This is a genomic window from Pseudomonas sp. RP-B7 (assembly GCF_059803535.1).
Genome location: NZ_JAPFHC010000038.1, coordinates 29,090 through 52,358, shown reverse-complemented (window position 1 = coordinate 52,358; position 23,269 = coordinate 29,090). Strand labels below are relative to the sequence as shown.

The window sequence follows — 23,269 nt, the reverse complement described above, 5'->3', positions numbered from 1 at the left end:
AAGCGCTGGTTCAGCCAACACCTCTACCAACAGTCCCACCGCCTTCGCAGCCTCACTAAAGTTCGACAGCTCCCACAGGAGACTGGCAGTGTCTGGGCGATCTCCAGCCGAGCACTGACGGCCCGCCAACACCGATCACCTGTGGGAGCGGGCTTGCCCGCGAAAGCGCTGGTTCAGCCAACACCTCTACCAACAGTCCCACCGCCTTCGCAGCCTCACTAAAGTTCGACAGCTCCCACAAGGATTGGCAGTGCCTGGGCGACCTCCAGCAAGCGCCTAATGCCCTTCACGTCCTTGCACCCAAGGCCGTTCCACAGTTGACCCGGTTACGGCTTCCAGGTGTCGACATCCTTGGCATCCACGGATTTGGGCAGCAAGCCCGCCTTGAAGAACGCATCGGCAATCTTCTGCTGTTCACCCAACTGCTCGACCGTCACCGGCTGCACCAGGTAGCTGCGGTGCGCATTCGCCGCTTCCACCGTGGCGACATCCAGGTTGCCCCACAGCGGGCCGAGCACTTTTGCTGCGTCCTGCGGGTTGCTCTTCACCCATTTCCCGGCTTTTTCCAACTGCTCATACACCACCTTCAACACCTCGGGATGGGCCTTGGCGTACGGGGTGCCGGTCAGGTAGTAACGCTTGTAGCTGGCCAGCCCGCTGCCGTCCGTGAGGGTGCGGGTCGGCAGTTGGCGCTGCACGCCGGCGAGGAAGGGTTCCCAGGTGACCCAGGCATCCACCTTATTGTTCTCGAACGCGGCGCGGCCGTCGGTGGGGGACAGGTAGGCGGGCTCGATGTCGGCGAATGCCAACCCGGCCTTGGCCAGTGCAGCGATCAGCAAATAGTGGGTACCGGCGGCCTTGGTCACCGCGATTTTCTTGCCTTTCAAATCGCTGAGCTGCTGGATCGGCGAGTCCTTGCGCACCACGATGGCCTGGGCCGAAGGCGAGGGCGCTTCCTGGGCGAAGTAGGTGAGTTTGGCCTGGGCCGCCTGGGCGAAGATCGGCACGGTGTCGGCGACGTCGGCGCTGATGTCGACGTTGCCCACATTCAACGCTTCGAGCAGCGGCAGGCCACTGGGGAACTCGTGCCAGGACACGTCAATGTGTTCGGCCTTGAGGGCTGTTTCCAAGGTGCCCTGGGTCTTCAACAGAGTGATCAGGGTGGACGACTTCTGATAACCGATACGCAGGGTCTCCCGGGCTTCGGCACTGATCGCAACGCAGAGGGCCAACAGCCCGAATGCAGCGGCGAGGGGGCGACGGATAGACATGGCAGGCTCGATCTTCAACGGAATGCGGCCAATCTTAAAGTTCTAAAAACTATTCGATAAATACTCTTTCGATCTTAGCTTAGGGCACTTTTTCCGCGATCCGACGAATCGGGCATAACCATAGAATTATAGGGTCCTTTCATAATCATTCGTCATTAATATAATCGAAAGCGATTTATTTTCGAGCCCTGTGCAATTTTTGGCATATGGCTGCTGGCCTCTTTGAAGGGAAACTCTCCATGGCTGCATTCGACCATTTGACCCGTCGCCACTTGCTCGGCATGGCCGGCATCACCCTGGCCGGCCTGACGCTGCCGCACCAGGCTTTCGGTGCCGACGAACACGCCGGCCACCACCCGCCGCAGGAGCCCTCGGGCACTGGCGATTTCATCCGCCTCGACGCCCCGCGCAAACTCAAGCTGGCCGTCAACCTCAACGCCGTATGCCTGGCTCCGGTGGTGATCGCCCACGGGCAGGGTTTTTTCACCCGGCACAACCTGGACGTGGAATTGGTCAACTTCGGCAACTCCACCGAGGTGCTGCTGGAGGCCATCGCCACCGGCAAGGCCGATGCGGGCGTGGGCATGGCGCTGCGTTGGCTCAAGGCACTGGAGCAGGGCTTCGACGTCAAACTCACCGCCGGTACCCACGGCGGTTGCCTGCGTTTGCTCAGTGCCGCGAATGGCCGTATCAGCAAGCTGGAAGACCTCAAGGGCAAGGCCATTGGCGTCACCGACATGGCCAGCCCGGACCGCAATTTCTTCTCGATCCTGCTGAAAAAACACGGCGTTGACCCGGTGCGTGACGTGGAGTGGCGCCTGTACCCCGCCGACTTGCTCGGCACCGCCCTGGAGCGCGGCGAAGTGCAGGCGGTGAGCGGCAGCGACCCGTTCATGTATCGCCTGATCAAGTCCGGCGTGGCGCGGGAACTGTCCACCAACCTGGTGGAGGAATACGCCAACCTCAGTTGCTGCGTGGTCGGTGTCACCGGCAAGTTGGTGCGCGAAGACAAACGCGTGGTTGCGGCGCTGACCCAGGCGATCCTCGAAGCCCATGACTATAGCGTGCAACACCCGGAAGCGGTCGCCAAAGGCTTCCAGGCCCATGCGCTGAACACTTCGGTGGAAGAAGTGCAGGCGATCCTTCACGACCACACCCACGGCCACCACGCGGTGGGCGCGGCGTTGACCGAGGAAATCCTGACTTACGTCACCGACCTGAAAACCGTCGAAGTGATCAGCAAGAGTACTGACCCGGCGGAGTTTGCCAAGGAGATCACCGCCGATGTCTTCAGCTGACGCGACAACCCTCAACCCGCCGCTGACATTCAAGGCCTGGGGGCAGGGCGCCGCCGTGGTGGCGGCCTGGCTGGCCGTCGCGCTGTTGATCAGCTACTGGCCCAACGCGGTGCGCCATTGGCCGATGACCCAGGGCTTGGCGAATCTCTGCGTGGGTCTGGCGGTCTTGTTCGTTGTGCTGAGCCTGCTCGGTCTGCGTATCGCCAAACTGGGCCAGCGCCTGCGTACTGGCGCGCCGTGGCTGATCGCCTTGCCGGTGCTGCTGGGCATCTGGGAGCTGCTCACCGCCAAACTCGCGCTCCTTCCGGTGCCGTTTTTTGCACCACCCCAGGCCTTGCTCGCGGTGTACGTCGAAGACTACGCACGCCTGGCCGACAGCCTGCTCAACTCCGCGTTGCTGCTCGGTTCGGGCGTGGCGCTGGGGGCGATCAGCGGGTTTATCGCCGGTGTCGCCATCGGTTGGTCAACGCGTATTGGCTATTGGCTGCACCCGCTGCTGCGCATCCTTGGCCCGGTGCCGTCGACGGCGTTGTTGCCGCTGTGCTTTTTCCTGTTTCCGAGCAGCTGGAGCGCGAGTGTGTTTCTGATCGCGCTGGCCACCTGGTTTCCGGTCACGGTGCTGACCTGGTCCGGTGTGGCCAGCGTGGACAAGGCCTATTACGACGTGGCACGCACCCTCGGCGCCAAGCAAGGCTTCCTGATTTTCAAAGTGGCGATTCCGGCGGCGCTGCCCCACGTATTCGTCGGTTTGTTCATGGGCTTGGGCGCCTCGTTTTCGACCCTGGTGGTGGCGGAAATGATGGGGGTCAAATCCGGCATCGGCTGGTATCTGCAATGGGCCCAAGGCTGGGCCGCTTACGCGAATATGTACGCCGCACTGTTGATCATGGCATTGGCCTGTTCGGGGTTGATCACCGGGTTGTTTCTGGTGCGTGACCGCTTGCTGGCCTGGCAGAAAGGAGCGATGAAATGGTAGCCCTGGCACACGCGGTATCGGCGTCGACGGGATTGGCGCTGCGCATCGACAACCTCAGCCACGGTTTTGCCCTGGACGGCGAGCATTTGCCGGTGTTGGAACGGGTGTCGCTGGACGTGGCGCCGGGGGAATTCGTCGCACTGCTCGGTCCTTCCGGCTGCGGCAAATCCACTCTGCTGCGCTTGGTCGCTGGGCTGGAACCGGCGGATTCCGGGCGCTTGCTCGCCGACGGCGCACCCATCACCGGGCCTGACCCGAGCCGCGTGGTGGTGTTCCAGGACCCGACCCTCTACCCCTGGCGCCGGGTGTGGGACAACGTTGCGCTGGGCCTGGAAGCCCAGGGTTTGCTCAAGACGCATTCGGCCAAGGTCGATGAGGCCCTGGACAAGGTCGGCCTGCGCCAGTTCGCCCGCGCCTATCCGCGCCAGTTGTCCGGCGGCATGGCGCAGCGCGTGGCGTTGGCCCGTGCGCTGGTCAATCAACCGCGCTTGCTGATCCTCGACGAACCGCTGGGCAAGCTGGACTCCCTGACGCGCATCACCATGCAAAAAGAGTTGATCGAGTTGTGGCAACGCCAGGGCTACACGGCGTTGCTGGTGACCCATGACGTGGAAGAAGCCTTGCTGCTGGCCAACCGCGTGATCGTATTCAGCGATCGCCCGGCAAAAATCCAGGCACAGTTGACCATCGAACGGCCGTACCCCCGGCATCGTGATGATCCGTATCTGGTCGACTTGCGGCGGCAGATCCTGGGCCTGCTCGGGCTGGGAGAAAACTGGTAGAAACCGACCCGAAACAGGCAGAGCCATGTAGTGAGCGGGCTTGCCCGCGCTGGGTGGCGAAGCCGCCCCAAACCCAGGCACCTCGACCTCCCTGAAACACCGCGTCGGTCGTGTTGGGGCGGCTTCGCCACCCAGCGCGGGGCAAGCCCGCTCACTACAGGTCGTGTTTTGAGGGGGGCAAATATCCGGGTTTATTCGGGGCGAAAAAAAACCGGCTGATCAGGCCGGTTTGGAGTACCCCGCGAACAGTGCGGGTTATACGTGGTTGCCCAGCAGACGATCCGCACCGCCTTCAGCCAGACCACGTTCCTGCAGACGATCTGCACCACCTTCAGCCAGACCACGTTCCTGCAGACGATCCGCACCGCCTTCAGCCAGACCACGTTCCTGCAGACGATCCGCACCGCCTTCAGCCAGACCACGTTCCTGCAGACGATCTGCACCGCCTTCAGCCAGACCACGTTCCTGCAGGCGATCCGCACCACCTTCGGCGACACGATTTCCTTGCAGGCGATCCGCACCACCTTCGGCAACGCGGCTTTCAATCAAGCGGTCTGCACCGCCTTCAGCGACAACAGGATGAGCAAAAGCGTTTGCAGCGAGTACCGAGAAAGCGAGGCTAAGCAGGATTTGGCGTTTCATGATGGTGTGCTCCAGATGTTTAAGGTTGGGTGTTGCCGGGTATGGGTTTGATGTTACGCGTTGCATTTTTTAAGAGAACTTCATTGCGCTGATGGTGACTATCGACGCCAGCGATGGCCCGTTTCGAGGGGCCATCGCCGTGCCGGTCACGGCATGCGTGGCAGTTCCTGAGGGCGCAGGTCGAACACCAGCACCTCGGCGTCGTCGCCGTGGCTGAGGTGGATCTGCTGCTCATTGCGCACTCGCGCACCGTCACCTTCGGCAAAGCGCTGGCCGTTGATTTCAACGCTGCCACGGGCCACGTGGATGTAGGCGTGGCGGTCCGCGGCGAGGTCGAGGGTCGCGCTTTCGTCGCCGTTGAACAGCCCGGCATACACCCGCGCATCCTGGCGCACGTTCAGCGAACCGTCGGCGCCGTCCGGCGAGATGATCAACTGCAAGCGTCCGCGTTTCTGCGCTTCGCTGAAGTGCTCCTGCTGATAGCGCGGCTCGGCACCGACCACGTTCGGCACAATCCAGATTTGCAGGAAGTGCACGCCACGGGTCTGGCTGTGGTTGAACTCGCTGTGGGCCACGCCGCTGCCGGCGCTCATCAGTTGTACGTCGCCAGGACGGATCACCGAGCCGGTGCCGAGGGTGTCCTTGTGTTCCAGGGCGCCTTCGAGCACGTAGGAGAAAATCTCCATGTCGCGGTGCGGGTGCTGGCCGAAGCCTTTGCCGGCGGCGACGCGGTCATCGTTGATCACTAGCAGGTCGGAGAAACCCTGCTCGTTGGGGTTCCAGTAGTTGGCGAACGAGAAGGTGTGGAACGACTTCAACCAACCGTGATTGGCGGCGCCGCGTTCGGAAGCTTTGCGAAGGGTCAGCATGGTCTTGTCCTCAAGTGAGCGTTGGCTGCGAGATGCAGTGCGCTGGCGTTGAGAAGAAGGTTAATGGTTATCCGTATATTCATTAAGAAGCTGAAATTTGAATAACTGTCCCCTTGAGATTGACAATATAAGACGTGCCATAATGCCCGGCCCGTACCTTATTCGATGGATTTGCCGCCCCTATGAAAACCGTGGCCATGGCGCTGTTCCCGGACTTCCTGTTGCTCGACATGGCCGGGCCGCTCGAAGTGTTTTCGATTGCCAACCGCTACCTGCCAGTGGCCGAGCATTACCGCATCCTCACCGTCGGCACCGAGCCCGGCGCGCTACGTGCGTCCAATGGCGTGCTGGTGCAGCCCGATCTGTTGCTGGAACACGCCCACGACGCCTATGACCTGCTGCTGGTGCCCGGCGGCCCTGGTGCCTATAACGAATGCCATCCCGCGTTGCTACCGTGGCTCAAGGCTAGCGCCCCCAAGGCGCGCCGCTTTGGTTCGATCTGCACCGGCGCGTTTGTGCTGGGGCATGCCGGGCTGCTCGACGGCCACCGCGTGACCACTCATTGGCACTACACTGAGCGGCTGATCCAGGGCTTTCCCAAGGCCATCGTCGAGACCGACCGCATTTACTTGCAGGACGGTCGCTTGATCACCTCGGGCGGCGTCACCGCCGGTATCGACCTGGCGCTGTCGGTGGTCGCCCAGGACCACGGCAAGCAGGTCGCGGTGGATGTGGCCAAGGTGCTGCTGGTGGTGATGAAACGCCAGGGCGGCCAAGCCCAGTTCAGCCCGATGACTGCGGCGGTAGCGCCCCAGGAAACGCCGATCACGCGGGTACAGAACCACGTGTTGGCGCATCTGGATCAGCCGTTCACCATTGATTCGATGGCCGATCTGGCGGGGATGAGTGCGCGCCACTTTGCCCGGGTATTTGCCAAGGACGTGCAAATGACGCCGATGGCATTTTTGCAGGGCGCGCGCATCGACCGGGCCCGCCACTTGCTCGAAACCACTGACCTGCCGCTCAAGACCGTGGCCTTCCATGCCGGCTTCGGCAGTGTGCGCTACATGCGTTCTCTGTTCAGCGAGAAACTCGGCCTCAACCCGACTCAGTACCGCCAGCAATTCAGTTAAGGACGCTATGGCCGTCTCGCGCACTCCAATGTCCGTGTGGCTCCCCGTGCCAGCATTGTCCTGTCACGGCGAGCTGGCAAGATAGCTCCACGCCCATAAAAAAGGATGCGCAAACGCCCAAGGCCGGGTGTTTCAGCGCTTTATCGAGATGAACAACGCGCCCACGGTGAGCTTTGGCCGCTACACCTTTCACCCGCAGCAACGGCTGGTCAGCAAGGCTGGCTTTCCGGTGCCGCTGGGCGGGCGGGCGCTGGACATCCTCGCGGTGCTGCTGGAGGTGCCGGGGCAGTTTGTCAGCAAGGACACCCTGATCGCCCGCGTCTGGCCCAGCAGCGTAGTGGAGGAGAACAACCTGCGCGTGCACATTGCCGCGCTGCGCCGTGCGTTTGATGGCCAGCCGTGCATCATCAACGACCCCCAGCGCGGCTACAGCTTTGTCGCGCCGGTGCAGGGCGCTGCTCAAGTCAGCCAGTCCCGGCACAACCTGGCAGTGCGCCTCAGCCCGCTGATTGGCCGCGATGAGCTGCTGGGCGTGTTGGCGCGGCGCCTGTGCGGGCAACGCCTGATGACCCTGACCGGTTGCGCCGGCGTGGGCAAGAGCAGCCTGGCGCTGGCCCTGGCCGAACGGATGCTGCCGCGTTACCGCGATGGTGTGTGGTGGGTGGACCTGGCGACCGTGCAAGCGCCCACCCAGATGCTGCACCATCTGGCCCAGGCGCTTGGCCTGGAACCCTGTGCCAGCACCCAGGCACTGTGCAAACCCTTGGCAACGCGCCAACTGTTGCTGGTGCTCGATGGTGCCGATTTGCTGCTGAGTGCCTGTCGCCATCTGGTGCGCGCCCTGGCGCAGCACGCGCCCCGGGTCAGCGTCTTGCTCAGCAGCCGCGAAGCGCTGCAATTGCCCGGTGAGTGGGTGCAGCGCGTGCCCCGGCTACCCCTGCCGGCGCCATGTGCGTGGGGCAGTGTCGAACAGGCGATGACGGCGCCGGCGGTGCAACTGTTTGTCGCGCGGGTGCGGGCCGGCCAGCAGGGTTTTGAGTTGCGGCCCCAGGACCTGGCGCCGCTGCGCGAGATCTGCCGGCGCCTCGATGGCCTGCCATTGGCCCTGGAGTTGGCGGCCGCCCAGGTCGAAGCCCTCGGCATACAGGGCGTGCAAAGCCAATTGCGCAGTGGCTTGCAGGTGTTGACGCGCGGGCGCCGCACGGCGGTGGAGCGCCACCAGTCCTTCACGGCGGCTTTGGATTGGAGTTACGCACGCCTGAGCCTGCCGGAGCGCTGGCTGTTCCTGCAAATGGGCCTGTTCAAGATGGCCGTGAGCTTGCCCGTGTTGATCGAACTGGTCGCGGGCACCGAACTGGAACATGCCGACCTGGCCTATCTGCTGGCACGGCTGGTCGGCACTTCGTTGCTGGCGCAGGAACCGGGCCCTGGGCCTGCGCGCTATCGCCTGCTCAACAGCCTGCGCAGCTACGCCCTGGCGCAACTGCGCGACCCGCAGCAGGTGGCGCGTTTGCAAGCGGGCTACGGGCATTACCTGGGGCCGTTTTCAGGCCGGTCGTTTGTCCTGCAACTCGTCGAGCAGGCAGCGTACTCGGACTAGATCCGCGGTTCCAAAGCCTTCGCTGAACCGACCGTAAACCGATTCCAGCAGGTCACGCGCCGCCTGCACGCGCCCCTGGCTTTGCCACAACCGCGCCAACGCCGTGGCACTGCGCAGCTCCCAGGCCAGGGCGCCTTGCTGGTGCGCCAGGCCGAGGGCTTCGAGCAGCAGGCTTTCGGCGGCGCGCTTGTCGTCGAGGCTTTCGGCACGTACTCGCAGGATCTCCGCGGTGCACCAGCCGGCCATGCCGTTGCTGGCGCGTTCGAATACTGCATCGCTCACCGCGATGGCGTTGAAGGTCAGCAGGATGTCCTCCACCAGCCCCAGGCCCTGCACGTCTGCCATCGGTAGCGTCCCGGCGTAGCAGCGTGCCCAGGTGTGGAACAGCTGTGCCGAGTGTTTCTGCGCCTGTTGCAGCAGCAAGTCCATCTGCTCGCGGGTGGCGTCGGTGTCACCGTTGTAGCGGGCGATCACCACCCCGGCCAGGGCCAGCGTGTAGCAGATCGAGGTGCCATGGTTGATCTGCAACGCCAATGCCAGCGCCTGATCGGCGGTACGTGCCGCGCGCTCCGGGAAACCGCGCAGCCACTGGATGCGTGCAAGGATCGTCAACGACGCCACGCTCTGGTCGTACTGCACGCCAAAGCCATGGGTAAAACGGTTGAGATGGCCGCTCTGGGCCATGCGCTGGATCACCTGCTCGGCGTTGTGCAAGGCCAGCGCCTGGTTGCCGGCGAAGTGTTGCGCCAGCACCCGCAGGCGTTGTGCGCTGAGGTCCAGCAAGGGGTCGGCCTGGGGCCCCAGTTGGTCGAAGTGCAGGCTCTGCACCAAGGCTTCGCGATAGTTGCCGCAGCACAGGCTGACCGCCATCTGGCCCGACACGGCGCGCAACTGGCCGGCCAGGTCCTTGCCAGCTTCAGCCAGGCGCCTGGCGCAGGCGAATGCCTCGATGGTTTGCGGCGTGCCGCCCTGGGTGTGATAGGAAAAACTGCCCAGCGCCAGTTGCAACGCCATGCGCAAACGCTGGCTCGGTGTGGTCGATTGGCCCAGGCGCGCCAGGGCCTTGCCCACGTACAGGCCGTGTTCGCGCAGCAGCGACAGCTCTTGCCACAACGGCATCGCGCTGACGGTGAGACGAATCCCCAGCAAATGGGCGCCCTGGTCGCCGAGGCCCCAGTCGAGGGCGGCGCGGATGTCTTCGCGCAAGGGGGCGTAGCGGTCGAGCCAGGCCTGGGTCGCGATCAGTTCCCAATCGTCCTGCGCCTGCTCCATCAGCGCCAGGCAGCGCTCGGCATGGCGCTCGCGGGTGGTGTCGAGCTCGTTGGCGCCGCTGAGTTTTTCCAGGGCATAGGTGCGGGTGATGTCGTGCAGGCGATAGACCACCTCGTCATCGCCAGCCTCCACATTCAACAGCGACTTGGCGACCAATTGGGTGATGGAACCCAGCACTTCGAGCGGTGCGATACGCTCCCCGGCGATCACTGCCGCCGCGCTGGCCAGGCTGAAGCTACCGCGGAATACCGCGAGGCGGCGCAGGCAAATCTGCTCGCAACCTGTGAGCAGGTCGAAGCTCCAATCCAGGGTGGCGCGCAGGGTTTGTTGACGGGGCAGGGCGTTGCGGCGGCCACGGATCAGCAGGCGGAAGTTGTCTTCCATCTGTACCCGCAAGCCTTGCAGGCCGAAGCGTTCGATCTGTGCAGCGACCAACTCGATGGCCAAGGGAATGCCATCCAGGCGCTGGCAAATATCAATCGCCAGCGGCAGTTCAGCTTCGCTCAATGCAAAGCTGTCCTGGTGGGACATGGCCCGCTCGATCAGCAGCTGCAAGGCCGGGTAGCCCAGGGCCTGGGCGCGGTTGCCGGTGGCGGGCGGGCAGGCCAGCGGTTCCAGGCGCTGCACCGATTCACCCTCGGCGCGCAACGCTTCACGGCTGGTGGCGATGATGTGCAGCTCTGGCGCGTGGCGCAGCAGGGTTTCGCTGATCAGCGCGATGTCGTCCAGCAGGTGTTCGCAGTTGTCGATCACCAGCAACAGTTGGCGCGATTGCAGGTTTCGAGCGAGGGACAGCAGCGGTTGCGCCTCGGTGAGCGTGAGGTCGAGCAGGGCGGCGAGGTTGGGCAGAATCATCGACGGCGTGCTCAGCGGCGCCAGGTCGAGCAGGCAAATGCCGTCGCGGTAATGCCCGATCAGCAACTCCGCAACCCGCAGCGCCACGGTGGTCTTGCCCATGCCGCCGGCGCCGGTCAGGGTGATGAAGCGTAGCACGGGCATCTGCTGCACCAGTGCGTCGATCAGGGCCTGGCGGCCGATCATCCGCGTGCGCCGCAGTGGCAGGTTATGGCACGGGCGCGGTGATGCACCCTCGGTGGGCAGGCTCATCGGTTCGATGCTCAGTGGTGCGACAAAACTGTAGCCGCGTTGGGCCACCGTCACGATATAGCGCTGCCCGGCCTGGCCATCGCCCAAGGCCTTACGCAGCGCCGCCATATGCACCCGCAGGTTGCCGTCCTCCACCACGCTTTTGGGCCACACGCGGGCCATCAATTCCTGCTTGCTCACCACATTGCCGGCCTGTTCCAGCAGGACCAGCAGGATATCCACCGCGCGCCGCCCCAGGCGCAACGGCCGGCCGCCTTCCAGCACCAGGCGCTGGCGCGGGTGGATGCGGTAAGGGCCGAACTGCACGGCCTGGTCGCTGAGGTCACTCATGGGCGGCCACGTTCCTGGAAAAGGGTCTGGCCAGCATATTCCAGGCGTGTGCAGACCACTAGGCCGCAATCACCTGTGGTTTGTGACGCGATTGGTGGTTTCGCCAGGTCATCGGGTTGACACCGACGCTGCGGGTAAACATATGGCAGAAATGCGCCTGGTCGCAGAACCCGCACTCCAGGCTAATCTGCGTCAGGCTCAAGTCGGAACCGGTGATCAGCTCCTTGGCCCGCTGGATGCGCTGCTGGCGGATCCATTCCTGGGGTGACAACCCGGTGCTGCACTTGAAGGCACGGGAGAAGTGGCTGCGCGACAGGGCGCAGGCCTGGGCCAGTTCGGCAATGGTCAGGCTTTCCCCAAGGTTGGCGAGGATCAGTTGCTTGGCAATCTGTTCGCGGCGCGAGCACAGGCCGCCGGTTGCAGATAAACGGGGAGCAAGTTGCTCGAGTCGGGCCATGACGAATATCCGTAGTCGATGGGAGCGTTCCCGGTGGATGGATGCAGTGTAGACCGACACATTCTTGGCGCCTGACCGCCCGGCTGACGAGTTAATCGTTGTTAATTTCGCCAGGTCCGGGCGTTGAAAAGACAGCACAGGCGTGCAATCCAGGCGGCGTTCTGCGTGCTTATCTGGCGGTTCGCCAATCGTGTGGATACCGCTATGAATCGCAACGACCTGCGTCGCGTCGACATGAACCTGCTGGTGATTTTCGAGGCGCTGATGTTCGAGAAGAACCTGACCCGGGTCGCCGAAAAACTGTTCATGGGCCAACCGGCGGTGAGTGCCGCCCTGGGCCGCCTGCGCGACCTGTTCGACGATCCGTTGCTGCTGCGCAACGGGCGGGGAATGGAGCCCACGCCACGTGCCGTGGCGATACTCAAGGAGTTGCAACCGGCCATGGACATCATCTCGGGCGCCGTCAGCCGCGCCAAGGACTTCGACCCTTCAACCAGCTGTGCGGTGTTTCGTATCGGCCTGTCCGACGACGCCGAGTTTGGCCTGTTCCCACCGTTGCTCAGCCAACTGCGTGAAGAGGCGCCCGGGATTGTCGTGGTGGTGCGCCGCGCGAACTACCTGCTGATGTCGGCGTTGCTGGCCAGTGGCGAGATTTCCGTGGGGGTCAGCTACACCACGGAATTACCGGCGAATGCCAAGCGCAAGAAACTGCGGGATATTCCGTGCAAGGTGCTGCGCGGGGACGACGGTGTCGAGCCGCTGACCCTGGATGAGTACTGTGCGCGGCCCCATGCAATGGTGTCGTTCTCCGGAGACCTGAGCGGCAACATTGATCTGGATTTGGCCCGGATCGGCCGGGCCCGCCGGGTGGTGCTGGCGGTGCCGCAGTTCAGTGGGCTGCGGGCGTTGTTGGCGGGTACGCAGATTATTGCGACAGTGCCGGATTATGCGGCGTGTGCGTTGACCGAAGGCACCCCCTTACGGGCGGAAGATCCGCCGTTTGCGATTGATGCCGCGGAGCTGTCGATGGTGTGGAGTGGGGTGCATGACAATGATCCGGCGGAGCGCTGGTTGCGTGGGCGGATTGCTGAGCATATGGCGCGGGCGCTTCAGGTTTGATCGCCGACCAACCCGCGCCAGAATTAAGCAAAATCCAGGACGTCCGAGTCGTTTTACTGACAGCCTCTTTGAGTAAAGGCTTTCTACTATGGAGGGACTTTTCCAGCGAAGGCAGTTACTCCTATGCGCATTGGCAACTTACCACTGTTTCCACAGATAGCACCTGAAACGTCTGTTCTCACACCAGGTTTATCCTCGGCGAGTGTGCTGCATGAGCAGCGCAGTAGTCACAGTGAAGGACACCGCAAAAGCCCGCAGCCGGCAGCACATGCCGGCGCTGCGGAAACTACCGTGACGTCAAAGCTTGACAGGGTCAGTGAGCCAAAACTTCAAATAAAAAAACAGGCGACCGCGCCGAATGGACTATTCGGTGTGAGTTACAGTATTTATGCGCCTAGCCCTGGACTGAGCAATATCACGTTTCCAATAACTATCGATAAAGGCGCTCAACGCAAGAGCAGCAAGGATGGCGGGATCTATTACGCGATGCAGTTCGGCGTCAATAATGAAAAAGGTAATAAGCTGGGGACTGGCTACATTGGGATGCAGCCACGCGGTGACGGTAAGGCACTGGTGGTGTTTTCCGGATTTGGTCCGCATTTCAGCGCTCCCAAAGGTCGTTCCGAGGCGGATGGAGGACCAGGGGGCAGTAATAGCACATTGGTAGATTTCAAGTTTGGTCATAAATATAACCTGACAGTAGAGCGAGATCCCGATAACGCCAAGCGGCTAAAGGCCTATGTTCAGGATGTTACGGACCCCGATAAGCCTGGGCCCAGACAGCATGTGAAAGATATTGATGTCGATCAGAAAGTTGCATTGGCCGGCTCCAATGTTGGATTTGTTGAACACTATGGCGCGGGGATCGACCGAAGTTCACAGATTGCGCCGACAAGTGGCAGTTTTTTTGCTCCCTTTAGTACAGACGACAGAGGCCGTGTTAGAAACGGTTCAGTCAATAGCAGAGGCTTGTATGGTCGATTCGCGAATTCAATAACCGGCACCCAGGAGATTACAAAAAAGTTTGATAGGCGTACCCAAGTGAAATTTTCTCTTCAGGGGGTTGGCTATGAAAAGAAGGCCTGAAGTCTAGAACCTGAGGTGTTGTTATTGAGCCCCGCGAACAATCAAACGCGTGGGCGGATGGGCGAACACATGGCGCCGGTGCTTTAAGGTTTGGCGTGCATATCCGTTTGTTCGGTAACGGGTGTGTACCCAACCCACCCACCCCAAACAGCACATACATCCAATTCCCCATCCCCAATCCCCACCAAACTCCCCCCATCGCTCAACTCTCCAGGGGGGAATCAAACGTCATGGACCCTACACCTAAAACCAGCCCCGACGAAGTCGTCACACTGGTCGTCAAGCATCTGGTCAAGCCAGGCCGCGAAACCGACTACGAAGCCTGGCTACGCCGCATCGTGCGCATTGCCGGCGAACGCCCCGGCCACCTCGGTGTGGACGTCGTACGCAGCAAACAAAACAAGCTCGCGCTGTTCACCTGCGTCCTGCGCTACCGCTCCACCGATGCTCTGGAACAGTGGCTCGATTCCCCCGAACGCAAGACCCTGATCGCCGAAGCCGCCCCCATGCTGGCCGACGGCGACAACACCGAAATCGGTGCCGTCAACGAGTTCTGGTTCAACCCCGAAACCGAAAACGCCGCCAAGCCGCCGCGCTGGAAGCAAGCCGTGGTCACGCTGTGCGTGATCCTGCCGCTGACCCTGCTGGTACCGATCATCTGGGGCCCGGTGCTGCGCCTGCACCCGTTGCTCTCCAACTATGTGGTCGCCACGTTCCTGATCACCCTGACCATCGTGCTGCTGGTGGTCTACCTGCTGATGCCGGCGGCCACCCGCCTGTTCGCTCCCTGGCTTGAAGCCTCTGTAAAGGAAACCCTATGAACGCCGATCTGATTCTGTTCAATGGCCAGTTCCACACGGTGGACCGGGAAAACCCGCGCGCCACCGCCGTCGCCATCCACCAAGGGCGCTTTGTCGCCGTCGGTACCGATGCTCAAGCCATGGCCCTGCGCGGCAGCGGCACCCAGGTCATCGACCTCAAGGGCCGCACCGTGATCCCGGGCCTCAACGACTCGCACCTGCACCTGATCCGTGGTGGCTTGAACTACAACCTGGAGTTGCGTTGGGAAGGCGTGCCATCCCTGGCCGATGCATTGCGCATGCTCAAGGACCAGGCCGACCGCACCCCGACGCCACAGTGGGTGCGCGTGGTCGGTGGCTGGAACGAATTCCAGTTCGCCGAAAAACGCATGCCGACCCTGGACGAACTCAACCAGGCCGCGCCGGACACCCCGGTGTTTGTACTGCACCTCTACGACCGCGCCTTGCTCAACCGCGCCGCCCTGCGCGTGGCCGGCTACACCAAGGACACGCCGAACCCGCCGGGCGGCGAGATCGTGCGTGACAGCAACGGCAACCCCACCGGCATGCTGGTGGCGCGCCCCAACGCGATGATCCTGTATTCGACTCTGGCCAAGGGCCCGAAACTGCCGCTGGAGTACCAGGTCAACTCGACCCGCCAGTTCATGCGTGAACTCAATCGCCTGGGCCTGACCAGCGCAATCGACGCCGGCGGTGGTTTCCAGAACTACCCGGACGACTACGCGGTAATCGAGCAGTTGGCCAAGGACGAACAGTTGACGGTGCGCATCGCCTACAACCTGTTCACCCAGAAGCCCAAGGAAGAGCTCGCCGACTTCAAGAACTGGACCGGCAGCGTGACCCTGCACCAGGGCGACGACTACCTGCGCCACAACGGCGCCGGCGAGATGCTGGTGTTCTCCGCCGCCGACTTCGAGGACTTCCTCGAACCACGCCCGGACCTGCCGCTGACCATGGAGCAGGAGCTGGAGCCGGTGGTCCGCCACCTGGTGGAGCAGCGCTGGCCGTTCCGCCTGCACGCTACCTATGACGAATCCATCTCGCGCATGCTCGACGTGTTCGAGAAGGTCAACCGCGACATCCCGTTCAACGGCTTGCCGTGGTTCTTCGACCACGCCGAAACCATCACGCCGAAAAACATCGAGCGCGTGCGCGCCCTTGGCGGTGGTATTGCGATCCAGGACCGCATGGCGTTCCAGGGCGAGTACTTCGTCGAGCGCTACGGCGCCAAGGCCGCCGAAGCCACGCCGCCGATCAAGCGCATGCTCGCCGAAGGCGTGCCGGTCGGCGCGGGCACCGATGCCACGCGCGTGTCGAGCTACAACCCGTGGACCTCGCTGTACTGGATGGTCAGCGGCCGCACCGTGGGCGGCCTGGAGCTGCACGCCGAAGGCCTGCCGCGCCTGACCGCGCTGGAGCTGTTCACCCATGGCAGCGCCTGGTTCTCGTCCGAGCAGGGCAAGAAGGGCCAGATCAAGGTCGGCCAGTTGGCGGACGTCGCCGCACTGTCGGCGGACTTTTTCAGCGTCGATGAAGAAGCCATCAAGTGGATCGAGTCGGTCCTCACCGTGGTCGGCGGCAAAGTGGTCTACGGCGCCGGCGACTTTGAAGATGTCGCACCGCCACGCGTGCCGGTGCTGCCGGACTGGTCGCCGGTGGTCAAGGTGCCGGGGCACTGGCGCCCGAGTTCGCCGTTGCAGGCCCAGGTTCACCAGTGCAGCGGCCCGTGCGGCGTGCATTCCCACAGCCATGAAAAGGCCCGGCTTTCCAGCGTGCCGGTCAGCGACTTCCAGGGTTTCTGGGGCGCGTTTGGCTGTTCCTGCTTTGCTTTCTGATTTCCCATCCCCCGTAAGGAGTTGAACTATGGCTAGCCCTCGTTTGAACAAAGATGACGCCGTTGTACTGTTGGTTGACCACCAGACTGGCCTGATCTCGCTGGTGCAGGATTTCTCGCCGAACGAATTCAAGAACAACGTCCTGGCCCTGGCCGATGTGGCGAAGTTCTTCAACCTGCCGACCATCCTCACCACCAGCTTTGAAAGCGGCCCCAACGGTCCGCTGGTGCCTGAGCTGAAAGAACTGTTCCCGGACGCGCCGTACATCGCCCGCCCTGGCCAGATCAACGCCTGGGACAACGAAGATTTCGTCAAGGCCGTGAAGGCGACCGGTCGCAAGCAGATCATCATTGCCGGTGTGGTGACCGATGTGTGCGTGGCGTTCCCGACCTTGTGCGCGCTGGAGGAAGGCTTTGAAGTGTTCGTGGTCACCGATGCATCGGGGACCTTCAACGAAACCGTGCAGCAGGCTGCCTGGGCACGCATGACCGCCGCCGGTGCACAACTGGTGAACTGGTTTGCGGTGGCGTGCGAGCTGCAACGTGACTGGCGCAACGACATGGAAGGCCTGGCCAACCTGCTGTCGCCGCGCATCCCCAACTACCGCAACCTGATGAACAGCTACTCGGCGTTTACTGCCAAGTAAGCGGTTCTGCATCACACCGTTGAACCCTGTGGGAGCCGGGTTTTTGTGGGAGCGGGCTTGCTCGCGAATGCGGCGTGTCAGTCAAAGATGTTCCAACTGACCGAGCGCTTTCGCGAGCAAGCCCGCTCCCACAGAAGCCAGCTCCCACATTTTGTTTTGTGGTATTGCGACTAACCGGTTATACAACCGCTTAAATGTCCACCGAGAAGCGACAATGAACCCCTTTGAAGACATGCGCCTGTTTTGCCAGGTCATGGAATCCGGCAGCTTCACCGCCGCCGCCGAACAGTTGGGCCTGTCCAAGCAGTTTGTCAGCCGCCGCCTGATCCAGCTCGAAGACCGCCTCGGCGTGCGTCTGCTCAACCGCTCCACCCGCCGCCTGGACGTTACGCCACTCGGCCAGAGTTACTACGAATCCGCCTTGCGCCTGCTCAGTGAAGTCGAGCAAGTGGAGCAGGGCATCGCCGGCCAGAACAGCGAGCCGCGCGGCACCATTCGCCTGAGCGCGCCGTTGTCGTTTGCCATGGCCCATCTGGGTTGCCTGTTGCCGTTGTTCTTGCAGCGCTATCCCGAGGTCGCGGTCGAGGTCGACCTCAGTGACCGCCCCGTGGACCTGATCGGCGAAGGCTACGATCTGGTGCTGCGCATCGGCACCCTGGAAGACTCAACCCTGATTGCCCGCCGCATCGCCGGCATCCCCCGGGTGTACTGCGCCAGCCCCGACTACCTGGCCCGGCGCGGCACCCCGCAAAAACCCGATGACCTCGCCGCGCATGACTGCCTGCCCTACGGCCATGGTCGCCAGGTGCAGTGGCGCTTCAAGGGCAAGCTGCAAGCGGTGAACGTGTGCGGGCGCATGCGCGTGAACAACGGCGACCTGTTGCGCGACACCGCGATTGCCGGGCTGGGCGTCACCTACCTGCCGACTTTTATCGTCGGCGAGGCGTTGAAGGACGGCCGCCTGGTGACGGTCCTCGACGAATTCGCCCCCGAAGACCTGACCCTGTCGGCGGTGTACCCGCAGCACCGGCAAAGTTCGCGCCCGGTGCAGGCGCTGGTGGAATTCCTGCGCGAGCGCCTGGCTAGCGGCTGTTGAACAGCTGGCGGATCAGGCTCGGTGTGCTGCCGGTCCAGCGCTTGAACGCGCGGCGAAAGTTCGCCGCGTCGTTGAAGTTCAAATACGCCGCCACTTCCTCATTGCTGTAGCCCTTGACCTGATACAGGTGCAACGCCACCTGCTTGCGCACGCGGTCGACCTGCTGCTGAAACCCGGTGTCGTGCTTGTGCAACTTGCGCTTGAGGGTCGCCGGGCTCATGGCGAAGGCCTGGGCCGCCTGCTCCAGGCTCGGCGCCTGGCGCACCTGGTCGCGCAGGTAATCGTGGAGGCAATCGAGAAAACTGCCGGCAAAACCCAACTGCTCGATCTGCTCGCGGGCTTGCTGGCGTGCCACTTGCCCAGCCGTGGCCGAGGCGCCCGGCCAGGCACGGGTCAGGTATTCACGGGGGATGCTCAGCATGTCCAGCGGGCGTTCGAAGCGGGTTTCTTCGCCCAGGTGCACCCAATACTGCTCGACGTAACGCGGCTCGGCATGGCTGACACTGCACGCCCACGGCAGGCGTTCGCCGCTGAGCCACTGACTCATGGCAACCAGCGAGGTCATGCTCGCTTCCAGCAGGAAACGCCAGTGTTCGCCGGCGCCGCAGCTGTCCAGCCAGTACAGGTAGGCGTGGTGCTCATCCAGTTCCAGTTGCAGGCTCACCAATGGGCTGAGCAGCACTTGCTGCTGGATCAGGATCTCGAGGGCCTGATGCAGGTTCTGCGCATGCCCCAAGGCGTGGCTGGCCGCGCCGTAATAGCCTGGCAGCAGGCGCTGGCCAAACAGGAAGCTGCTGTCGTCGGCGTCCAATAATTTGCGGCTGTTGCCGATCAGCGCAAAAAACTGCTGCGGACTCAGGCGCGCCGTACCGGCCAGGATGTCTTCGTGAAACAGCCCGGTGCCGCGTAGCAGGCGATGGCTGTCGATGTCCCGCGACAAAGCCAGGTCGATCAGTGTGGCGGGTTGGTAGTGCCCGGGGATGAAGCGGCTGTCGGCTTCATACCAGTCGGCTTTCACGGCCATCTCAGGCGCTTTTCGCGAGGGGGTGTTTGGCGCGGGCGAGGGCCAGGTTCAGGCGCTTGAGCAAGTCCTGGGGCGCTTCGTCGAGGGCCATCACCACGGCCGTGGTCGCCGCCAGTTGCAGGCGTTCGCCTTGCTGGCGGGTCTTGTGGGCGAGGGCGCGTACGCTCTGTTGCAGTTCCAGTGCGAGCACCTGGGCCTGGCGTTCGCCGGTGTTTGGCAGCAGCACCACAAAACGATCACCGGCCAGGCGGCACAGCAAATCCTGGCGGCGCAGGTTCAGCAACAGTGCATGGCTGAGGGCCTGCAATACCGCGTCGCCTTCGGCATGGCCGTAGGCCTGGTTGATTGCGGCGAAGTTGTCCAGGTCCAGGGCCAGCAACGACAGCGGCTGTTGTTGCTCGCGGCTGTCTTGCAGGCTCTCGGCCAACTGGCGCTTGAGGTAGTCGGCACCGGCCAGTGGCGTGAGTTTGTCGAACAGCCGGTGCTCGCGGAACAGCCGCTCGCGCTTCTCCATCTGCGCGCTGATCGCCAGTTGCTCGCGGTGCCAGTGGTAGATGCCGATGGTCAGCAGGATCATGCCCACCGGCATCGGCCCGGACTCGAGCCAGTGGTCCCAGGTGATGCTGTCGGGCAGGCGGATGAACTCGTCGAGGCTGTCGATCCACCATGAGAAAAAGATGCACGACAGGCCCAGCGCCAGGTAGTTGGTCACGCGCCCGGCGGGGCGGCTTTTCAGCACCAGGCCAAGCCAGACCAGGGCGAGTAGGGCCGAGCCGCCTTCGCCGAAGATGTCCAGCCAGACCCATTCGCTGACGCTTTTCAACTCGCCGCAGGCCAGGTGCAGGAGCAGCCCGAGGTTGGCGGCGATCAGCAGCAGGGCGAGTTTCCAGCGGTGGGGTTTGAGTACGCAGAACATGGCCGCGAGTCCTTGGGCAACGAAGCGATGGGCGCCAGCACAGCAGATGGATGTGACGGTTGCATGACGGTGGGGGTGGGTCGAATCAGCTCACGGCTAAAACACAATTCACTGGCAAACACAGATCAAATGTGGCGCTGGCTTGTGTGGGAGCGGGCTTGCTCGCGAAGGCGGTGGGTCAGTTAGAACAGCTTTGACTGGCACACTGCATTCGCGAGCAAGCCCGCTCCCACACAAGCCCCACATTTTGACCGAGGTCATTTCAGCTCATTTGTTCGCGTAAACCCGCTCAAAACCCCGGTTTACGGGGTTCACAGCCAACTCCTGTCACAGAACCGTCATCCCCCATCCCTAGCTTGCCCTCCCAGTTGCCAGGCCTCTTGCCTGGCGCCACAGGATTCTTGGGGAGGATTGCATGTACAAGCGCACCGGGCTCGTCAGCTTCACGCTTACCGCCTTGGCCCTGGCGATTGCCAGTGAGCGGCTCAATGCGGCCGAGGCGGCCACCACCGAGCACGTTGAAGTGGTCGGCCAGGCGGCGGCGATTGATTCGGCGTTGAAGGAGCAGCGCACTTCCGACAGCATCAAGAGCGTGGTGCACGCCGACGGCGTCGCCCAGTTGCCGGATGAAAACGTCGCCGAAGCCGTGCAGCGCCTGCCCGGTGTCAGCGTCGAGCGCGACCAGGGCGAAGGGCGCTTCGTCAGCGTGCGCGGCCTGGGCCCGGACCTCAACAGCGTGACCATCAACGGCACCCTGGTGCCAGCCCCGGAAAGCGCACGCCGCGCCGTGGCCCTGGATGTGCTGCCTTCGGAGCTGGTGCAATCGCTGTCGGTGATCAAGACCTTGACCCCCGACATGGACGCCAACTCCCTCGGCGGCACCGTCGACGTGCAAAGCCTCTCGGCCTTCGACCACAAGGGCCTGTTCTACACCGGTAGCAGCGAAGCCAGCTACGACAAGAACACCAGCCAGACCAGCCCGAAATTCTCCGGCGCGGCCAGCAACCGTTTCAGCCTTGGCGATGGCATCGACAACTTCGGCGTGGCCGCCGCGCTGAGCTGGCAGAAGCGTGACTTCGGCTCGGACAACGTCGAGACCGGCGGCGCCTGGGACTTCACCGACGGCGCCAAACTCAACGAATTCGAACAGCGTGACTACGACATCAGCCGCGAGCGTGCCGGTGGTGGGCTGAACTTCGACTACAAGCCCGACGACCTCAGCAGTTATTACCTGCGCACCCTCTACAGCCGCTACAAGGACACCGAGACCCGCAACTCCACCAGCATCGAATTTGCCGACCCGCTGGCTGCCGGCGAACTGGGCGATGCCGAAGCCAAGCGCAAGTTGAAGAACCGCGAAGAGACTCAGGAAATCCAGTCCTACGTGTTTGGCGGCGAACGCATGCTTGGCTTGTGGACCCTCAGCGGCCAGGCCGGTTACAGCCAGTCCAGCGAAGACAGCCCGGGGCATATCGCCGGTGCGACCTTCGACGGCGGCGACTTCGCCAATAGCGGCTTCTACGACAAGGACAAGCCACGGCCGATCATCGGCGCCGGTTTCTACGACGCCAGCAACTACACCCTCGACAAAGTCGACTGGAAAAAACAGAACACCAAGGACACCGAGAAAAACCTGCGCCTGGACCTGGCCCGCGACTACGACCTGAGCGGCTACGCCTCGCAGTTCAAGTTCGGCGGCAAAGTCAGCCGCCGCCACAAGACCAACGACCTGGAAGCCTGGGCCTACAAGAACTTCGATGACCTCGGTTTCAGCGACGAACAGCTCAACCTCACCCAGTTCCAGAAGGGCAATGTCGACTACCGCCTGGGCAACTACGGCCCCGGCATCAGCGCCAGTGGTATCAAGCAACTGCTCGGCGGCCTGAATGCGGCGGACTTTTATGACGAGACCGAATCGCGGGTCAACGACTTCACCATCCGCGAAGACATCAACGCCGGTTACCTGATGAACACCGTCGACATCGACGATTGGCGCTTCATCGCCGGCCTGCGCTACGAAGGCACCGAGTTCGACGCCAAAGGCACCGGCGCCACCGACGGCGTGTTCAGCGACAACCACACCCAGCGCCGCTACCACCACTGGCTGCCGGGCCTGCATGCGCGCTACCAGATCGACAAGAACACCCAGGTGCGCGCGGCCTGGACCAAATCCGTGGTGCGCCCGACCTTCGGCCAGCTGGCGCCGGGCTTTGTGATCGACGATGACGAAGCCACCTTCGGCAACCCGAACCTAAAGCCCCTGGAATCGAGCAACCTGGACCTGGGCATCGAGCACTTCATGGGGCGCGCCGGCACTGTCTCGGCGTTCGTGTTCTACAAGGACATCAAGAACTTCGTCTACAACACCGACCTGGCCGGTACCGGCGCCTGGACCAATTTTTCCGAGGCCCACACCTACGCCAATGGCGACAGTGCCAAGCTCTACGGCCTGGAACTGGCCTATTCGCAGAAGTTCGACTGGCTGCCGGCGCCGTGGAACGGCTTGCTGGTCGGCGCCAACACCACGTTCAGCCGCTCCAGCGCCGACATCGAGGGCTTCGACAGTGCCAGCGGCAGCAACCGCAAACGCAATATCAGCCTGCCGAACCAGTCGGACAGCGTCGGCAACCTGATGCTCGGTTGGGAAGACGACAAGCTCAGCCTGCGCCTGTCGGCCAACTACAAGTCGGCCTATTTGTACGAGCTGGCCTCGATCAACGACAAGGCCCACGACCTGCACGTGGATGCGCAGACCTTCGTCGATTTCAGCGCGCGCTACTCGCTGACCAAGAACCTGCAAGTGAGCTTCGAGGCGCAGAACCTGACGGATGAGTCGTACTTCGTCTACACCGGCCATCGCAGCTACAACGGCCAATACGAGGAGTACGGCCCGACCTACAAAGTCGGCCTGACCTTCACCCATTTCTAAGCACCAACACTGATCTAAATGTGGGAGCAGGCAAGCCAGCTCCCACAGTAGAACTCCATT

General features: G+C 62.8%; 19 protein-coding genes. 13 read left to right on the top strand and 6 right to left on the bottom strand.

Annotated elements, in window-relative coordinates:
- Positions 1-326: 326 nt before the first annotated feature.
- The gene (locus OPU96_RS25455; RefSeq protein WP_498559921.1) at positions 327-1,271 is read right to left on the bottom strand and encodes an aliphatic sulfonate ABC transporter substrate-binding protein; all 945 of its coding nucleotides are present in this window, start codon (positions 1,269-1,271) and stop codon (positions 327-329) included.
- 239 nt (positions 1,272-1,510) lie between these two features.
- Here OPU96_RS25455 and OPU96_RS25450 point away from each other — a divergent pair, with 239 nt between their 5' ends.
- The 4 genes from OPU96_RS25450 to OPU96_RS25435 all read left to right on the top strand — a co-directional run bounded on the left by OPU96_RS25450 (position 1,511) and on the right by OPU96_RS25435 (position 5,020).
- Positions 1,511-2,569, top strand: a complete 1,059-nt coding sequence (locus OPU96_RS25450; RefSeq protein WP_498559920.1) for an ABC transporter substrate-binding protein — start codon at positions 1,511-1,513, stop codon at positions 2,567-2,569.
- Positions 2,556-3,545 carry an ABC transporter permease gene (locus tag OPU96_RS25445; RefSeq protein WP_463984826.1) on the top strand — a complete coding sequence of 330 codons (990 nt, stop codon included), beginning with the start codon at positions 2,556-2,558 and terminating at the stop codon, positions 3,543-3,545. Before OPU96_RS25450 ends, OPU96_RS25445 begins: the two co-directional genes overlap by 14 nt.
- Positions 3,539-4,327, top strand: coding sequence for an ABC transporter ATP-binding protein (locus tag OPU96_RS25440; protein ID WP_498559919.1), 789 nt, complete (start codon positions 3,539-3,541; stop codon positions 4,325-4,327). The genes OPU96_RS25445 and OPU96_RS25440 overlap by 7 nt, the downstream gene beginning before the upstream one ends.
- 261 nt (positions 4,328-4,588) lie before the next feature.
- The gene (locus tag OPU96_RS25435) at positions 4,589-5,020 is read left to right on the top strand and encodes a hypothetical protein (protein ID WP_498559918.1); all 432 of its coding nucleotides are present in this window, start codon (positions 4,589-4,591) and stop codon (positions 5,018-5,020) included.
- A gap of 95 nt (positions 5,021-5,115) precedes the next feature.
- Here OPU96_RS25435 and OPU96_RS25430 read toward each other — a convergent pair whose 3' ends face one another.
- Entirely contained in the window at positions 5,116-5,838 is a 723-nt protein-coding gene (locus OPU96_RS25430; protein ID WP_498559917.1) for a pirin family protein, read from the bottom strand.
- 182 nt (positions 5,839-6,020) lie between these two features.
- Here OPU96_RS25430 and OPU96_RS25425 point away from each other — a divergent pair, with 182 nt between their 5' ends.
- Both OPU96_RS25425 and OPU96_RS25420 read left to right on the top strand, forming a co-directional pair.
- Positions 6,021-6,971: a GlxA family transcriptional regulator gene (locus tag OPU96_RS25425; protein ID WP_192296421.1), complete on the top strand. Its 951-nt coding sequence runs from the start codon at positions 6,021-6,023 to the stop codon at positions 6,969-6,971.
- Between the two features lie 148 nt (positions 6,972-7,119).
- A complete protein-coding gene (locus tag OPU96_RS25420; protein WP_305391045.1) occupies positions 7,120-8,571 on the top strand; it encodes an ATP-binding protein in 1,452 nt (483 codons plus the stop codon).
- Here the strand turns inward: OPU96_RS25420 and OPU96_RS25415 are convergent.
- Both OPU96_RS25415 and OPU96_RS25410 read right to left on the bottom strand, forming a co-directional pair.
- Positions 8,518-11,280: an ATP-binding protein gene (locus OPU96_RS25415; RefSeq protein ID WP_498559916.1), complete on the bottom strand. Its 2,763-nt coding sequence runs from the start codon at positions 11,278-11,280 to the stop codon at positions 8,518-8,520. The genes OPU96_RS25420 and OPU96_RS25415 overlap by 54 nt on opposite strands.
- Positions 11,281-11,338: 58 nt before the next feature.
- Positions 11,339-11,737, bottom strand: a complete 399-nt coding sequence (locus OPU96_RS25410) for a helix-turn-helix domain-containing protein (RefSeq protein ID WP_226457472.1) — start codon at positions 11,735-11,737, stop codon at positions 11,339-11,341.
- A 204-nt stretch (positions 11,738-11,941) separates the two neighbouring features.
- Here OPU96_RS25410 and OPU96_RS25405 point away from each other — a divergent pair, with 204 nt between their 5' ends.
- From OPU96_RS25405 to OPU96_RS25380, 6 genes are all read left to right on the top strand, one after another.
- On the top strand, positions 11,942-12,856 hold the full coding sequence (locus OPU96_RS25405) for a LysR family transcriptional regulator (RefSeq protein ID WP_305391044.1): 915 nt from the start codon (positions 11,942-11,944) through the stop codon (positions 12,854-12,856).
- A 123-nt stretch (positions 12,857-12,979) separates the two neighbouring features.
- The gene (locus OPU96_RS25400; protein ID WP_226457474.1) at positions 12,980-13,942 is read left to right on the top strand and encodes a hypothetical protein; all 963 of its coding nucleotides are present in this window, start codon (positions 12,980-12,982) and stop codon (positions 13,940-13,942) included.
- Between the two features lie 230 nt (positions 13,943-14,172).
- On the top strand, positions 14,173-14,763 hold the full coding sequence (locus OPU96_RS25395; RefSeq protein WP_305391042.1) for an antibiotic biosynthesis monooxygenase: 591 nt from the start codon (positions 14,173-14,175) through the stop codon (positions 14,761-14,763).
- The gene (locus tag OPU96_RS25390) at positions 14,760-16,598 is read left to right on the top strand and encodes an amidohydrolase (RefSeq protein ID WP_226457476.1); all 1,839 of its coding nucleotides are present in this window, start codon (positions 14,760-14,762) and stop codon (positions 16,596-16,598) included. The genes OPU96_RS25395 and OPU96_RS25390 overlap by 4 nt, the downstream gene beginning before the upstream one ends.
- A 28-nt stretch (positions 16,599-16,626) precedes the next feature.
- Positions 16,627-17,244, top strand: a complete 618-nt coding sequence (ycaC, locus tag OPU96_RS25385; RefSeq protein WP_192296414.1) for an isochorismate family cysteine hydrolase YcaC — start codon at positions 16,627-16,629, stop codon at positions 17,242-17,244.
- A 214-nt stretch (positions 17,245-17,458) separates the two neighbouring features.
- A complete protein-coding gene (locus tag OPU96_RS25380; RefSeq protein ID WP_226457477.1) occupies positions 17,459-18,340 on the top strand; it encodes a LysR family transcriptional regulator in 882 nt (293 codons plus the stop codon).
- On the opposite strand, the gene OPU96_RS25375 is transcribed toward OPU96_RS25380, so the two are convergent.
- Positions 18,327-19,364, bottom strand: a complete 1,038-nt coding sequence (locus tag OPU96_RS25375; protein ID WP_498559915.1) for an AraC family transcriptional regulator — start codon at positions 19,362-19,364, stop codon at positions 18,327-18,329. The genes OPU96_RS25380 and OPU96_RS25375 overlap by 14 nt on opposite strands.
- A 1-nt stretch (position 19,365) precedes the next feature.
- On the bottom strand, positions 19,366-20,280 hold the full coding sequence (locus OPU96_RS25370) for a GGDEF domain-containing protein (protein WP_226457479.1): 915 nt from the start codon (positions 20,278-20,280) through the stop codon (positions 19,366-19,368).
- A 415-nt stretch (positions 20,281-20,695) separates the two neighbouring features.
- Here OPU96_RS25370 and OPU96_RS25365 point away from each other — a divergent pair, with 415 nt between their 5' ends.
- Complete coding sequence (locus OPU96_RS25365; protein WP_498559914.1) at positions 20,696-23,209, top strand: TonB-dependent receptor; 2,514 nt, start codon at positions 20,696-20,698, stop codon at positions 23,207-23,209.
- Positions 23,210-23,269: the final 60 nt, after the last annotated feature.